A 13,783-nucleotide genomic window follows, 5' to 3' on the forward strand; every position below is an offset into this window, starting at 1 on the left:
TGCCCGGCTGCGCGTATCGCGGGATGAGCGGTAAAATACGCAGTTCTTCGTCCAGACCGAGACAGCAATGACCCAACGCCTCATCCTTGCCTCCAACAACGCGGGCAAGCTCAAGGAATTCGCCCAGTTACTGGGCCCGATCGGCTTCGAACTGCATCCGCAGGGCGAGTTCAACGTTCCCGAAGCGGAAGAACCGTTTGGCACCTTCGTCGAGAACGCGCTGCAGAAGGCCCGCCACGCCGCGCGCCTCACCGGCCTGCCGGCCCTCGCCGACGATTCCGGCGTGTGCGTGAACGCCTTCGGCGGCGCGCCGGGCGTGCTTTCCGCGCGTTTTGCCGGCGAGCCGAAGTCGGACGCCCGCAACAACGAGAAGCTGATCGCCGACCTGGCGGCGCACGCCGACAAATCGGCGTATTACTACTGCGTGCTCGTGTACGTGCGCCACCCCGACGATCCGCAACCCGTGATCGCGGACGGCGTCTGGCGCGGCCAGATCGTCGACACGCCGCGCGGCGCGGGCGGCTTCGGCTACGATCCGCACTTCCTGCTGCCGGAATTCGGCCGCACGGCCGCCGAGCTGGCGCCGGAAGAAAAGAACGCCGTCTCGCACCGCGGCCAGGCGCTGCGCGCGCTCGTCGACAAGCTCGGGAAACTGAAATGATTCCGATCAAGCCCGTCGGGCCGGCGGCCACGCCTCGCAACGCGGCGTCAGCCGCGCTGCAATACCTGCAACCGGGCGCGCTGAACCTGACGGCGCTGCCGCCGCTGGCGCTGTACATCCACTGGCCGTGGTGCGTGCGCAAATGCCCGTACTGCGACTTCAATTCGCACGAGTCGAAGGAACCGATTCCCGAACAGGCTTACCTGGACGCGCTGCGCGCGGACCTGGAACAATCGCTGCCGCTGATCTGGGGCCGCAAGATCCACACGGTGTTCATCGGCGGCGGCACGCCCAGCCTGATCTCGGCGGCGGGGCTGGACCGGCTGATGTCGGACCTCCGCACCCTGCTGCCGCTCGATCTCGACGCCGAGATCACGATGGAAGCGAATCCCGGCACGTTCGAGGCGGAGAAATTCAAGGCCTTCCGCGCCAGCGGGATCAACCGCCTGTCGATCGGCATCCAGAGCTTCGACAGCAGGCATTTGCAGGCGCTGGGCCGCATCCACGACGCCGAGGAAGCCATCCGGGCCGTCGGGATCGCCCAGGCCAACTTCGACAATTTCAACCTCGACCTGATGTACGCGCTGCCGGGGCAGACGCTGGCGGAGGCGCAGGCCGACATCGACATGGCGCTGTCGTTCGCGCCGCCGCACCTGTCGCTGTACCACCTGACGATGGAACCGAACACGGTGTTCGCGAAGTACCCGCCCGAGCTGCCGGGCGACGACGAGAGCGCCGACATCCAGGACATGATCGCCGGGCGCACGGCCGCCGCCGGCTATGAACACTACGAGGTCTCGGCGTATGCGAAGCCGGGCCACCGCGCGCGCCACAACCTGAATTATTGGAAGTTCGGCGACTACCTCGGCATCGGCGCGGGCGCGCATTCGAAGCTATCGTTCCCGCACCGCGTGCTGCGCCAGGCGCGCTACAAGCAGCCGGCGTCGTTCATGGAGGCGGCAGGGAAGGGCAATGCGGTCGCCGAGGAACACGAGCTCGCGCGCGCAGACCTGGGCTTCGAATTCATGCTCAACGCGCTGCGCCTGACGGAAGGGTTCGACCCGAACCTGTTCGGCGAACGCACGGGCATGCCGATCAACGCGATCGAGAAGGCCTTGAACGAGGCCGAAGCGAAGGGCCTGATCTACCGCGACTTCCGCGTGATCCGGCCGACGGAACTGGGGCAGCGCTTCCTCAACGATCTTCAGGAGATGTTCCTGGCCGAGTGACAAAGAGCGCATCTTGGAAACGGCATGGTCTGCTAAGGTGTCGGCTTCGACACACGCACACACCATGACGTTTCATTTCATGCAACGCTATCTCGCCGCCAGCACCTACATCGATTTCGACACGCCGGACGTCCTCGCCACCGCCCGCCGGCTGGCCGAAGGCGCGACTTCCGAAGCGGACGTCGTGCGCGCCTGCTTCGAATTCGTGCGCGACACGATCCGCCACAGCGTGGATTTCAAAGCGAATCCCGTCACGTGCAAGGCGTCCGACGTGCTGCGCCACGGGACGGGCTATTGCTATGCGAAGAGCCATCTGCTCGCCGCCCTGCTGCGCGCGAACGGCATCCCGGCGGGGCTGTGCTACCAGCGCCTGTCGGTCGGCGACAGCGGGGCGCCGTACTGCCTGCACGGCCTGAATGCCGTGTACCTGGAGGACGTCGGCTGGTACCGCATCGATGCCCGGGGCAACAAGCCCGGCGTCGACGCGCGCTTCGAACCGCCCGTGGAAAAGCTCGCGTTCGCGACGCGCACACGCGAGGAACGCATGCTGCCGGAGATCTGGGCCGAGCCGCTGCCCGTCGTCGTCGAGACGCTGGAATGCTACGATACGTGGGACCAGGTGCTGGCGAACCTGCCGGACGTCGTGCTCCTGGATTGACCGCGGCATCCATCTTCAGGAAAGGACAAGCATGTTCAGTCACATCATGATCGGTTCCAATGACCTCGATCGTTCGAAGCGTTTTTACGACGCCGTGCTGGGCGTCCTCGGCGTGGGCGAGCCGTTCCCCAACACGAACCTGACGGGCCAGCGCCGGCTGTTCTATCGCCACGACGGGGGCTCGTTCTGCATCACCGAGCCGATCGACGGCGCCGAAGCGACGTGCGCGAACGGCGCCACGATCGGCTTCAAATGCGCGTCGCCCGAACAGGTCCACGCGTTCCACGACACGGCGGTCGCCCAGGACGGCACGTCGATCGAGGCGCCGCCGGGCCTGCGCGAGAGCAGCCTGGGGCCGCTGTATCTCGCGTACGTGCGCGATCCGGACGGTCACAAGCTGTGCGCGCTGTTCCGTCCCAAATAGGCGTTGGCTGCCGGCGCGAAACGTGCCGGGCATCCCGGAGGCCCTGTGTTACAGTCCTGCTTGCATAAGTTTCAATGAAAGGCAAGCTGGCCGATGCCACCCGCACCGCCCCGCATCCTCGTCGTGGATGACGAGGAAGCCATCCTGTACGTATTCGAGCGCTACCTGAGCATCGCCGGTTATCGCGTGTCCGTCGCCGACAACGGGCGCGACGCCGTCCGCATCGGCGAGGCCGGCCCGATCGACCTGCTGATCACGGATTTCCGCATGCCGGGCATGAACGGCATCGAAGTGATCCACGCCCTGCGCGGCCTGCAGCCCGAACTGCCGGCCCTTGTCATCTCGGGCAATCCCATCGAGGCCGGCACGATGCCGCCGGGCGTACGCTTCCTGTCGAAGCCCGTGTCGATGTCCGACCTGCTCGACATCATTCCCTCCCTGATCCAACAGCCATTCTAGGCCGGTCCTGCGTCTTCGTATCGGCTGAACAGACCGGAACGGCGGTACTGCGGGGTGGGGCGCTCCCTCACAATACGTGCCATGAAGCACTTCGACCAACTTTTGCGCCGCCTCGTCGCCGAGGGGCTCGGCACCGCCCTGCTGCTGGCCGTCGTCGTCGGCTCCGCCGTCATGGGCGACCGGCTGGCGGGCGGCAATGCGGCCATCGCGCTGCTCGTCAATTCGATCGCGTCCGGCTGCGGCCTCGTCGTGCTGATCCTCGCGTTCGGCGCCGTTTCGGGCGCGCACCTGAATCCCGTCGTCACCCTGTCCGAAGCGTGGCAGCGCAACCTGCCGGGCGCGCTCGTGCTGCCGTACCTGGCCGCGCAGGTAGCCGGCGCGTTCGCCGGCGTGGCGCTCGCGCATTCGATGTTCGGCGAACCCGTGTTCGCAGCCGCGACGCAGGCGCGCACGGGCGCCGGGCTGTGGTGGAGCGAAGGCGTCGCCACGTTCGGCCTGCTGGCCACGATCATCGGCTGCGCGCGCACGCGGCCCGGCGTCACACCATATGCGGCGGCCCTGTTCATCGTCGCGGGGTACTGGTTCACGGCGTCGTCGTCGTTCGCCAATCCCGCCCTCACGCTGGCGCGCGCGGCGACAGGCACGTGCGCCGGCATCCGGCTCGCGGACGTGCCGGGCTACGTGCTGGCCCAGCTGGCCGGCGCGGCGGCGGCGACCGTCATTTTCGGCTGGCTGTATCCGCGCGCACGGCATGAGACCACGGCGGACGCGCCGGGTCTTATCCGCGCTGTCCGGCAGCCAGCGCCGTGAGCGTGCGCGCGAGGCCGCTTACCACGCGCGCCATGCCGGCAAAGACGACCTGCTCGGGCGGCTCGTCCGTATCCGGCGCGGCATTGTCCGCCTGGCGGAACGGGAAGCGCGTGAACGACGTGTCGGTGAGGACGAGGGCGGGCAGGCCGGCGCCGGGACGGTGCCACCCGGCGCGGTCGGACAGGGTCACGCCCTGCATGTAGGCGGGCGTCGCGAGGCCGTGCGCCGGGCCGGCCGCGACGCTCTGGAATGCGGACAGCGCGTCCTGCACCTCGCGCGACGATGCCAGGCTGCCCACGTAGGCGATGAAGCTGCCCGGACGCCCGGCGGACGGGAGGGCGTCGTCGACGCCCGGAAGCGCGGCGGCTTTCGGCGCGAGGAAGAACACGAAGCGGATCTCGGTGCCGCTGCTCGGACGCACGCTCGCCAGCAGGCGCGCCAGTTCCAGCACGGCCGCCGTTCCGGGCGCGCCGTCTTCGGCGCCGTCATCGCGGGCGCCGACGATGAACGTGCGCGCCGCTTTTTCGCCCGGGGGCACGCTGGCCAGCACGGCTTCGATGCGGCGTTCGTGGCCGGTCCCGCCGCGGTCCCGCACGGCGTAGCCGGCCGCCCGCAGCACGTTGCCGATGTAGGTGGCGTCCTGCGGGCCGCCCGCGAGCGCCGTCACGTGCGCGCGCAGGCGCATGGCCAAAGGCGGTTCCGGCATGGCGGCGCCGGGGTTCACGGTCATCATCGCCAGCACCACGAGCAGGACGATGGCGACGATGGCTTTCCAGTGTGCACGAAAAAAATGTCGCATGGCATGGGGCGCGGCGCAAGGGGCGACCGTGCCGGACAGGCCGGGCTCGGCGCGCGTTGCGGTCCTGGCGGACGCCGTCCGGCGACGGCTGCCGGGGCCGCCCGTGCATACAATGGAAAACCGGGGCCGGCCTGCGATTTCATGATACCGAAATCGCGGCCGCCCCCGGTCGGGATCGTGCCAATGGCGCGCGGCAATAACTTTGCCTGCGCTTGAAACGTCATCCCCGCGCAGGCGGGGATCCAAGTTCATGCGCTGCGGTGGCGCGTGCAGATTGGGTTCCCGCCTGCGCGGGAACGACGGGCTAACTCAGCGTGCCGCCGTCGCCGGCCCCGCTTCGCTCCAGCCACCCCCCAGCACGCGGTACAGCGTGACCTGGTTCTGCAGGCGCAGCAGGTTGGCCTGGATGGCCTGCTGCTGCGCGGTGAACAGCGAGCGCTGGGCGTCCAGCAGGTCCAGGTAGCTCGCGGTGCCGTTGCGGTAGCGGAGGTCGGACAGGTTGAAGCGGTCCGTCTCGGCGGCCGCCACGGCCTGCTGGGCGCGCAGCTGTTCGCTGTACGTGGCCTGGCCGGCCAGTGCGTCCGCCACTTCGCGGAACGCGGTCTGGATCGACTTTTCGTACTGCGCGACGGCGATGTCGCGCTGGGCACGGGCGCTCTCGACGCCGGCGCGGGTGCGGCCGAAGTCGAACAGCGGCAGGATCGCCTGCGGCGCAAACGTCCAGCCGAACGTGCCGCTCTTGAACAGGCCGGAGAGCTCGGAACTGGCCGTGCCCGCGCTGCCCGTCAAGGTGATGCGCGGGAAGTAGTTCGCGCGCGCCGCGCCGATGTTGGCGTTGGCCGCGATCAGCTGCTGCTCGGCCGAACGGATGTCCGGACGGGTCGCCAGCAGGTCGGACGGCATCCCGGCCGGGAGGTCCGGCAGGTTCGTCGTCGCGAGCGTGGCGCCGGCCGGCAGGTTGCCGGGGATCGTCTGGCCGATCAGCAAGGTGAGCAGGTTCAGGTCCTGCGCGCGCTGGCGCTGGGCCTGGGCCAGCGTGGTGCGCGCCTGTTCGACGAGCGACACGGCCTGCTGCAGGTCGAGCTTGGACGAGACGCCGTTCTCGAAGCGCAGGTTGGTCAGGCGCAGCGATTCCTCGCGCGTCTTCAGGGTCTGCTGCGTCAGGGACAGCAATTCCTCGTCCGCGAGGAACGTCAGGTACGTGTTGGCGACCTGCGCGATCAGGCTGATCTGCGCCGTCTTGCGCGCTTCCTCGGTGGCGAGGAATTGCGCCAGCGCGGCGTCGGACAGGTTGCGCACGCGGCTGGAGAAGTCCAGCTCGAACGCCGACACCGAGAGGCCGGCCTGGTACACGCTGCTGATCGGCTCGTCCTTGCCCGTCGTCTGGCGCTGGCCCGTGATGCCGGCGTTAATGGCCGGGAACTGGTTCGAGCGCTGGATCTGGTACTGCGCCCGTGCCGCCTCGATGTTGAGGATGGCAACGCGCAGGTCGCGGTTGTTTTCCAGGGCCAGCGTGATCAGCTGCTGCAGGCGCGGATCGGTGAAGAAGCGCTGCCACGCGATGGCGGCGGGCGCCTCGTTCGCGACGGCGTTGCCGCTGTTGACCGTGCCTTCCACGGTCGGGAAGGCACCCGCCACCGGCGCTTGCGGCCGCTCGTACTTGGGCGCCAGGTTCACGCAGCCGGCCAGTACGAGGGCCAGGGCCAGGGGAGTGAGTCGTTTCATGTTGTTCATCAGATTTTCGAGTCGATGACAGTGTTTTCTTCTTCGTGCGCGTACTTCTTGCGCTGGCGTTCGCTGCCCTTGAAGAATCCGCGGATGACGACGAAGAACACGGGCACGAAGAACACGCCCAATGCCGTCGCCGTCAACATGCCGCCCATCACGCCCGTACCGATCGCGCGCTGCGACGCGGCGCCGGCGCCGCTGGCGACCACCAGCGGCAGCACGCCGAGGATGAACGCGAGCGACGTCATGATGATCGGACGGAAGCGCAGGTGCGCCGCCTGCAGCGCCGCTTCGAACGGCGACTTGCCCTGCGCCTGCAGGTCCTTCGCGAATTCCACGATCAGGATCGCGTTCTTCGCGGCCAGGCCGATGATGGTGATCAGGCCCACCTTGAAGTACACGTCGTTGGACAGCCCGCGCATCGATGCCGCGAGCAGCGAACCGAGCACGCCCAGCGGCACGACGAGCAGCACGGCCACCGGGATCGACCAGCTTTCGTACAGCGCGGCCAGCGCCAGGAACACGGCCAGCAGCGCGAAGCCGATCAGCACGAACACGGTCGAACCGGCGAGGATTTCCTCGCGCGACTGGCCGGTCCATTCATACGCGAAGCCGGCCGGCAGCTTGGCGGCCAGCGCCTGCATCTCGTCGAGCGCCTGGCCGGTCGAATAGCCCTGGGCGGCATCGCCCGTGATGCTCATCGACGAATAGCCGTTGTAGCGCGACGTCTGCATCGGACCCGTGATCCATTGTGTCGTCGCGAACGCGGACAGCGGCACCGGCTGGCCCTTCGTGTTCAGGGCGTTGATGCGCAGCAGGTCTTCCGGTTGCATGCGCTCCGGCGCGTCGGCCTGCACGATCACGCGCTGCAGGCGGCCGGCGTTCGGGAAGTCGTTCACGTACGCGGAACCGAGCGACGTCGACAGCGCCGTGTTGATGGCGCCGAACGTCACGCCCAGGGCCTGCGCCTTGTCGCGGTCGATGTTCAGCTTCAGCTGCGGCGCATCTTCGAGGCCTTCAGGACGGATGCCCGTCAGCACCTTGCTCTGCATCGCCATGCCGAGAAGCTGGTTACGCGCCTGGAGCAGGGCGGCGTGACCGAGGCCGCCGCGGTCCTGCAGGCGGAACGAGAAGCCGGTGCCGCGGCCCAGTTCCGGGATCGGCGGCGGGCTCACGACGAAGATGAACGAGTCGCGCAGCGCCATCATGTGGCCCGTGATGCGGCCCGCGAGATCCTGCGCGCTCTGGCCCTTGCCCTTGCGCTCGTCCCACGATTTCAGCGGGATGAACGCGAGGCCCATGTTCTGGCCCTGCCCCGTGAACGAGAAGCCCGTCACGGCGACCATGTCGGCCACTTCCGGCTGCTTCAGCACATAGTCTTCCAGCGCGTGCAGGACGACGTTGGTGCGGTTGGCGGTGGCGCCCGGCGGCAGCTGGATGTTGGCGATGATGTAGCCCTGGTCTTCGTTCGGCAGGAACGAGTTCGGCAGGCGCGCGAACATCAGGCCGACGATGCCGACCAGCAGGACGAACACGACCAGCGCGCGGCCGGAACGCTTGAGCATCTTGCCGACGATGCCTTCGTAGCGCTTGGCGCCCGTCGTGAACGTGCGGTTGAACCAGCCGAAGAAGCCTTTCTTCTCCATGTGGTGGCCCGCTTCCACGGGCTTGAGCAGGTGCGCGCACAGCGCCGGCGTGAGGGACAGCGCCATGAACGCCGAGAAGCCGATCGACGACACCATCACGATCGAGAACTGGCGGTAGATGTTGCCGACCGCGCCCTGGAAGAATGCCAGCGGCACGAACACGGACATCAGCACGACGGTCACGCCGATGATGGCGCCGGAGATCTGGCCCATCGCCTTGCGCGTGGCCTGCAGCGGGGGCAGGCCTTCCTCGGACATGATGCGTTCGACGTTTTCCACCACCACGATCGCATCGTCGACGACGATACCGATCACGAGGACCATGCCGAACATCGTCAGCACGTTGATCGAGAAGCCCATCGCGAGGAGTGTCGCGAAGGAGCCCAGCAGGGCGACCGGGACGACGATGGTCGGGATGATCGTGTAGCGGAAGTTCTGCAGGAACACGTACATCACGATGAACACGAGGATCACGGCCTCGATCAGGGTTTCCACCACCTGGCTGATCGAGATCTGGATGAATTTCGTGCTGTCGTAGGGGATCGAGTACTTCATGCCTTTCGGGAAGTACTTCTGCAGCTGATTCATGCGTGCCTTGATCAGCTTCGCGGTTTCCAGCGCGTTACCGGTCGGCGACAGCTGCACGCCGATACCCGTCGACGGCTTGCCGTTCAGGCGGGTCGACGTGGCGTAGGCCTGGCCGCCGATCTCGATGCGGGCGACGTCCTTCAGGCGCACGGTGGAGCCGTCCGGATTCGCGCGCAGCACGATGTTGCCGAACTGCTCGACGGTGGCCAGCTGGCCCGTGACGACGACGGTCGCGGTGATCTGCTGGCCCTTGGCCACGGGCAGGTCGCCGATCGTGCCGGATGCCACCTGGGCGTTCTGCTGGCGGATCGCGGTGTTGACGTCATCCGGCGACAGGTTGAAGCCGACCAGCTTGGCCGGGTCGATCCAGATGCGCATCGCCTTCTCGGTACCGAACAGCTGCGCCTGGCCGACGCCCTTGATCCGCTGGATCTCGGGCAGTACGTTGCGCGACGCGTAGTCGCCCAGCGCGACGGTGTCCCAGGTCGGGTCGTCGGACGAGAGAATCGTGAACAGCAGGAAGTTCGAACGGGCCTTGTCGACGCGCACACCCTGCTGGGTCACCGCGGCCGGCAGGCGCGGGGTCGCGCGCGCGAGGCGGTTCTGGACGTCGACCTGGGCCAGGTCGGGATTGGTGCCGGTCTCGAAGCTGATCGTGATGGAGCCGGTGCCGTTGGCCTGGCTGGTCGACTCCATGTAGATCATGCCTTCGGCACCGTTCATCTCGCGTTCGATGACGGAGATGACGGAATCTTCCAGCGTTTGCGCGGAAGCGCCCGGGTACGCGACGCTGACGACGATCGACGGCGGCGCCACGGTCGGATATTGCGCGATCGGCAGCTGCTTGATGGCGACGCCGCCAAGCACCATGATGAACAGCGCGATCACCCAGGCAAAAATGGGGCGGTCAATAAAAAAACGTGCCATTGTGGTTCCTGTTTATCTAGCCTTGCCTGCTTACTCGCCGGCGGGCGCGGCGGACGCCTGCGCATTGGCCGCGGCCGGGGCTGCCGGGGCGCCGACCGGCGCCCAGGGCACCGGCTGCACCGGCGTACCCGGCGGCAGCATCTGCAGCTTCTGGAAGCCGTCCACCATCACGCGCTCGCCTTCCTTGAGGCCATCCGTGACGACCCAGTTCTCGCCGTTCTGCGAACCGATTTTCACCGTGCGCGGGGTCGGCTTGTTGTCCGCGCCGATCACGGTCAGCGTATCGCCGTTCGGGCCGCCGCGGGTGACGGCCTGCTGCGGCACCAGGATGCCGTTCGGCAGCTCGGCCTGCGCCAGGCGCACGCGCACGTACTGGCCCGGCAGCAGGGCGTTGTCCCGGTTCGCCGCCTGGGCGCGCAACGTGACCTGGCCGCTCGTCGGGTCGACGGTGATGTCCGAGAACAGCAGCTTGCCCTTCGTCGGCAGCACGGTGCCGTCGTCCGCGACGACGGTCACCGGTACGCTGCCGCCGAGGCCCTTGTCGCCGGCGTTCTTGCGCAGGCGCTGCAGTTCGGCGGCGGATTGGGTGATGTTCAGGTAGACGTTGTCGGTCTGCTGGATCAGCGCCATCTGCGTCGCTTCGGTGGCGGAGACGAGCGCGCCTTCCGTCACGAGCGCGCGGCCGATGCGGCCCGAGATCGGGGCGTACACGTTCGCGTAGTCGGCGTTGATCTTGGCGATGCGCACCTGGGCCCTGGCCGAATTGACGTCCGCCTCGGCCTGCTTCAGGGCGGCGACGGCGTTCGTGAATTCCTGCTTGCTGACGGCCTGCGCCTCGACGAGCGGCTTGTAGCGCTCGACCGTGGCGGAGGTCGACGTCAGGTTCGCCTGGGCACGGCCGAGCGCGGCCTGGGCAGCGTTCAGCTGGGCCTGGTAGGGCTCCGGATCGATCTGGAACAGCGACTGGCCCTGCTTGACCAAGCTGCCCTCGGTGAACAGGCGCTTCAGCACGACGCCGTTGACGCGGGCGCGGACTTCGGCCGTGCGGATTGCCTCGACGCGGGCCGGCAGTTCGGTCTCGAGTGCGACCGGCTGGATCTTCGTGGTGATGACGCCGACCTGGGGAGGCGGCATCTTGGCGCCAGCGGCGCCTGGACCGGCCTGGGCGTTATCCTTGGAGCCGCAGGCCGACAGCATGACCACGGCGACCAGGGTGCACGCGGCGATCCTGGACAGGGTGAGGGAGGAGGAGTTGGCAGAGCGCATTCAATGCTTCCTTCTTGTGGAAAAAAGAATAAAACCGTCCTGCGACACTTCTTCGGCACAACAGGCGGTTTTACTACTGACTTTTGGGAAAACCCCGATATACTATCACGAGTGTATGTTTAATGTTTCCTACCTATAAAAACGGAGAGTCAGGCGGATGGCCCGCAGAACCAAGGAAGAAGCGGCAGCGACCCGCGACAGCATTTTGGATGCTGCTGAAAAATTGTTCGTCGAACAGGGTGTTTCTCGTACAACGTTGCAGCATATCGCAACCGCGGCCGGTGTGACGCGCGGCGCCATTTATTGGCACTTTGACGACAAGGGTGCGTTGTTCAACGCGATGATGGAGCGGGCGATCCTGCCGCTGGAGGCGGAGATGCAGGTGCTGGACCAGGTGGAGTCGGACGACCCGCTGGTCGACCTGCGCAACCACATGCTGGCGGTGCTGGACCGGACGGTCAACGATCCGGGGGCGCGGCGCGTGTTCGAGATCGCCACGCTGAAGGTGGAGTTCGTGGGCGAGATGGATGCGGTGCGGCAGCGGCGCCAGGACAACCTGGCCAACTGGAAGAGCCGGGCCGAGCGCCGCATCCGCCTGGCCATCGACAAGGGACTCATCTCACGCGACATCGATCCGGCCCGCGTGGCGCTGGGGCTGTGGACCATGATCGATGGGTTGATTCGCAACTGGATGTTCGATCCGCAGGATTTCGATTTGCTGGCGCTGGGGAAGTGTGTGATCGATCCGTATCTGGAGGGGTTGAGGACGGGACGTGCGTAGAGTTTTAACGTGTTTTGGGCATCAACGATGCGACTGATCACGCGGCGGCAGCGATCCGATTCACAATGATGTTATCAGTCGTGCGCCGCATTCCGTCATGTCCCCGTCATAGGCGTACGGCTTGCCTTCGTGTCGTGCGCCAGCTCCATCAGGTTTGATTGCGAAGTTGCCTTTGCACTTGGGGCAACGCGTCATGTCGTCTTGAAGTGCTGCGGCCATACCCATCACGGTTGTGCCCGAGGATGCGCTGATGACTTGACCGCCGTGGTCGGTTTTGTCGTTGAGGCGGATCACACCACGTCCGTTATGTATCACGTCGATTTCCTTATGTGGACTAATTGGAAAACTGATAGATTGTCCATTTTGTAGCGGCAAATCATAAGATTAGTTGTCAGCGTCCGACCAGTCAGGTCGTTTCTCTAATGGCACTTTGGCCTCATCAAAACTTGAAAGCTCCCGCATGGTTCTGGTGTCATAAAGGATTTCGCGTCCTGCGAAATGTCTTGCGCCGCAGTCAATAGCTATTTGAGTCCCATTCATCCAAAACCAATAATCTCGAATGAAGGGCGTGCATTTAATTGAGTTGCGTTTTCCATTGCGATAGATTATTAGTTCTTCGGAACCTGGCCCATCATCACCTTCTGCTGTCCAAGTATTCATAGCAAGCCAGGCCACGGTTTCTCCGTCAGGCGCCAGTTTTAAATGGTTAGCATTTCCCTTATTTGTTATTCGCGTGTCGCGTCCATGGTCGTCAACGATATGTACGTTTTGTTTGCTATCGAGATAAACCTTTTTTAGTATTTCACCATAAACGTTCGTCACGAGGACGCTGGTCGTCAAAAACACGATAAATCGACGAGCATTATTCATTACGCAACTCCTAAATATTTGACCGCTCGCTGTGTATGATTTATCCCGCTTTTTAGCCAGTCTTTTACTACCGTCGCTCCTGATCCAAGAAAATTGTCGATGTGATATAGGCGTATGCCCCCGCCGGAGTCATCGGCTACTCTTTCTCCTAAGCCCTCTATGCTCACTTTGGATTTTTTCGGGATTACTGAGTTATCAATCGCTATTGAATGATTTTCCTTGACTATGCCATATTTTCCGTAAAATTTGTCAGTGTACGAAAATTTGGCTGCGGACGGATTATCTAATCGATCGGGATTGCCTTTTTTATTTTTATGCCAGATTCCGGGTTTGTTGTCGAGACGTATATATCTGCCGTCGCTTGCTTTTCCTGTTCCTTGCATTGCTATCCCTGCCGCTCCGTAAAGGAAGTCATCCTTATGCTTCTCATCCAAACCTTGTCCCTCCACTAATTCTCCAGAAAAATCACCCTCTTCACAAACATGGTAGCCGGTGATGAGAAACAAGGATTCATACCAAGCCTCCTGCAACTTTATTTTGAAGCTGAGCATAGTAATTCCCGCAGTTGGTACAGTCAGTTCGAGTTCACCAGGTTCTCGGGTGAAAAGAACGAATGTCATTTCGCCCTGGGTATTTGTTCTCCCTTTTGACTCTACACGGTCGCAAGAACGGTTGGATTTTAGGGAAAAGGAATGCCCGGAAACAGGGGTTCCAGCTTTGTGCTGAGTTAATTTTGCTAAAAGTTTTAGCTGATAGAGTACCTTATTTTTTTCTGTTCGAGATTCAGTTGGAATTATGGGCAAATCATCACCATATTTGTTTTTTTCAATGGTGAGTAGGCACACATAGTCGTCAATTTTGACAGTAACAATCGATCCTGGCATCGGGTTTGTAATCGCATTTGAAATAATTGCCTCGGGCATCTTTCCTCCGGTAG

General features: G+C 64.3%; 14 protein-coding genes. 7 read left to right on the forward strand and 7 right to left on the reverse strand.

The window, feature by feature from the left end; genetic code table 11:
* Nucleotides 1-67 precede the first annotated feature (67 nt).
* From rdgB to ACEN9G_RS19360, 6 genes are all read left to right on the forward strand, one after another.
* On the forward strand, nucleotides 68-661 hold the full coding sequence (gene rdgB, locus ACEN9G_RS19335) for an RdgB/HAM1 family non-canonical purine NTP pyrophosphatase (protein ID WP_413343858.1): 594 nt from the start codon (nucleotides 68-70) through the stop codon (nucleotides 659-661).
* Entirely contained in the window at nucleotides 658-1,890 is a 1,233-nt protein-coding gene (gene hemW, locus ACEN9G_RS19340) for a radical SAM family heme chaperone HemW (protein ID WP_413343856.1), read from the forward strand. The genes rdgB and hemW overlap by 4 nt, the downstream gene beginning before the upstream one ends.
* Before the next feature lie 79 nt (nucleotides 1,891-1,969).
* On the forward strand, nucleotides 1,970-2,548 hold the full coding sequence (locus tag ACEN9G_RS19345) for a transglutaminase-like domain-containing protein (RefSeq protein ID WP_483126856.1): 579 nt from the start codon (nucleotides 1,970-1,972) through the stop codon (nucleotides 2,546-2,548).
* A 31-nt stretch (nucleotides 2,549-2,579) separates the two neighbouring features.
* On the forward strand, nucleotides 2,580-2,972 hold the full coding sequence (locus ACEN9G_RS19350) for a VOC family protein (RefSeq protein ID WP_413343852.1): 393 nt from the start codon (nucleotides 2,580-2,582) through the stop codon (nucleotides 2,970-2,972).
* 93 nt (nucleotides 2,973-3,065) lie between these two features.
* Nucleotides 3,066-3,431, forward strand: coding sequence for a response regulator (locus tag ACEN9G_RS19355; protein WP_413343850.1), 366 nt, complete (start codon nucleotides 3,066-3,068; stop codon nucleotides 3,429-3,431).
* A gap of 81 nt (nucleotides 3,432-3,512) precedes the next feature.
* Nucleotides 3,513-4,241: an aquaporin gene (locus ACEN9G_RS19360; RefSeq protein ID WP_483126857.1), complete on the forward strand. Its 729-nt coding sequence runs from the start codon at nucleotides 3,513-3,515 to the stop codon at nucleotides 4,239-4,241.
* Here the strand turns inward: ACEN9G_RS19360 and ACEN9G_RS19365 are convergent.
* From ACEN9G_RS19365 to ACEN9G_RS19380, 4 genes are all read right to left on the reverse strand, one after another.
* Complete coding sequence (locus tag ACEN9G_RS19365) at nucleotides 4,210-5,040, reverse strand: M28 family peptidase (RefSeq protein WP_413346328.1); 831 nt, start codon at nucleotides 5,038-5,040, stop codon at nucleotides 4,210-4,212. The genes ACEN9G_RS19360 and ACEN9G_RS19365 overlap by 32 nt on opposite strands.
* A 309-nt stretch (nucleotides 5,041-5,349) precedes the next feature.
* Entirely contained in the window at nucleotides 5,350-6,765 is a 1,416-nt protein-coding gene (locus ACEN9G_RS19370) for an efflux transporter outer membrane subunit (RefSeq protein WP_413338656.1), read from the reverse strand.
* Between the two features lie 8 nt (nucleotides 6,766-6,773).
* Complete coding sequence (locus ACEN9G_RS19375; protein ID WP_413338654.1) at nucleotides 6,774-9,929, reverse strand: efflux RND transporter permease subunit; 3,156 nt, start codon at nucleotides 9,927-9,929, stop codon at nucleotides 6,774-6,776.
* 30 nt (nucleotides 9,930-9,959) lie between these two features.
* Entirely contained in the window at nucleotides 9,960-11,195 is a 1,236-nt protein-coding gene (locus tag ACEN9G_RS19380) for an efflux RND transporter periplasmic adaptor subunit (RefSeq protein ID WP_483126858.1), read from the reverse strand.
* A gap of 157 nt (nucleotides 11,196-11,352) precedes the next feature.
* Here ACEN9G_RS19380 and ACEN9G_RS19385 point away from each other — a divergent pair, with 157 nt between their 5' ends.
* The gene (locus ACEN9G_RS19385; protein ID WP_413338651.1) at nucleotides 11,353-11,976 is read left to right on the forward strand and encodes a TetR family transcriptional regulator; all 624 of its coding nucleotides are present in this window, start codon (nucleotides 11,353-11,355) and stop codon (nucleotides 11,974-11,976) included.
* Nucleotides 11,977-12,036: 60 nt separating this feature from the next.
* Here ACEN9G_RS19385 and ACEN9G_RS19390 read toward each other — a convergent pair whose 3' ends face one another.
* The 3 genes from ACEN9G_RS19390 to ACEN9G_RS19400 form a co-directional block, all read right to left on the reverse strand.
* A complete protein-coding gene (locus ACEN9G_RS19390) occupies nucleotides 12,037-12,270 on the reverse strand; it encodes a PAAR domain-containing protein (RefSeq protein WP_413338649.1) in 234 nt (77 codons plus the stop codon).
* A 90-nt stretch (nucleotides 12,271-12,360) separates the two neighbouring features.
* On the reverse strand, nucleotides 12,361-12,846 hold the full coding sequence (locus ACEN9G_RS19395) for a hypothetical protein (protein WP_413338648.1): 486 nt from the start codon (nucleotides 12,844-12,846) through the stop codon (nucleotides 12,361-12,363).
* Nucleotides 12,846-13,769 carry a 3D domain-containing protein gene (locus ACEN9G_RS19400; protein WP_413338646.1) on the reverse strand — a complete coding sequence of 308 codons (924 nt, stop codon included), beginning with the start codon at nucleotides 13,767-13,769 and terminating at the stop codon, nucleotides 12,846-12,848. The genes ACEN9G_RS19395 and ACEN9G_RS19400 overlap by 1 nt, the downstream gene beginning before the upstream one ends.
* Nucleotides 13,770-13,783 lie beyond the last annotated feature (14 nt).

Source organism: Massilia sp. Masssp94 (assembly GCF_059491305.1).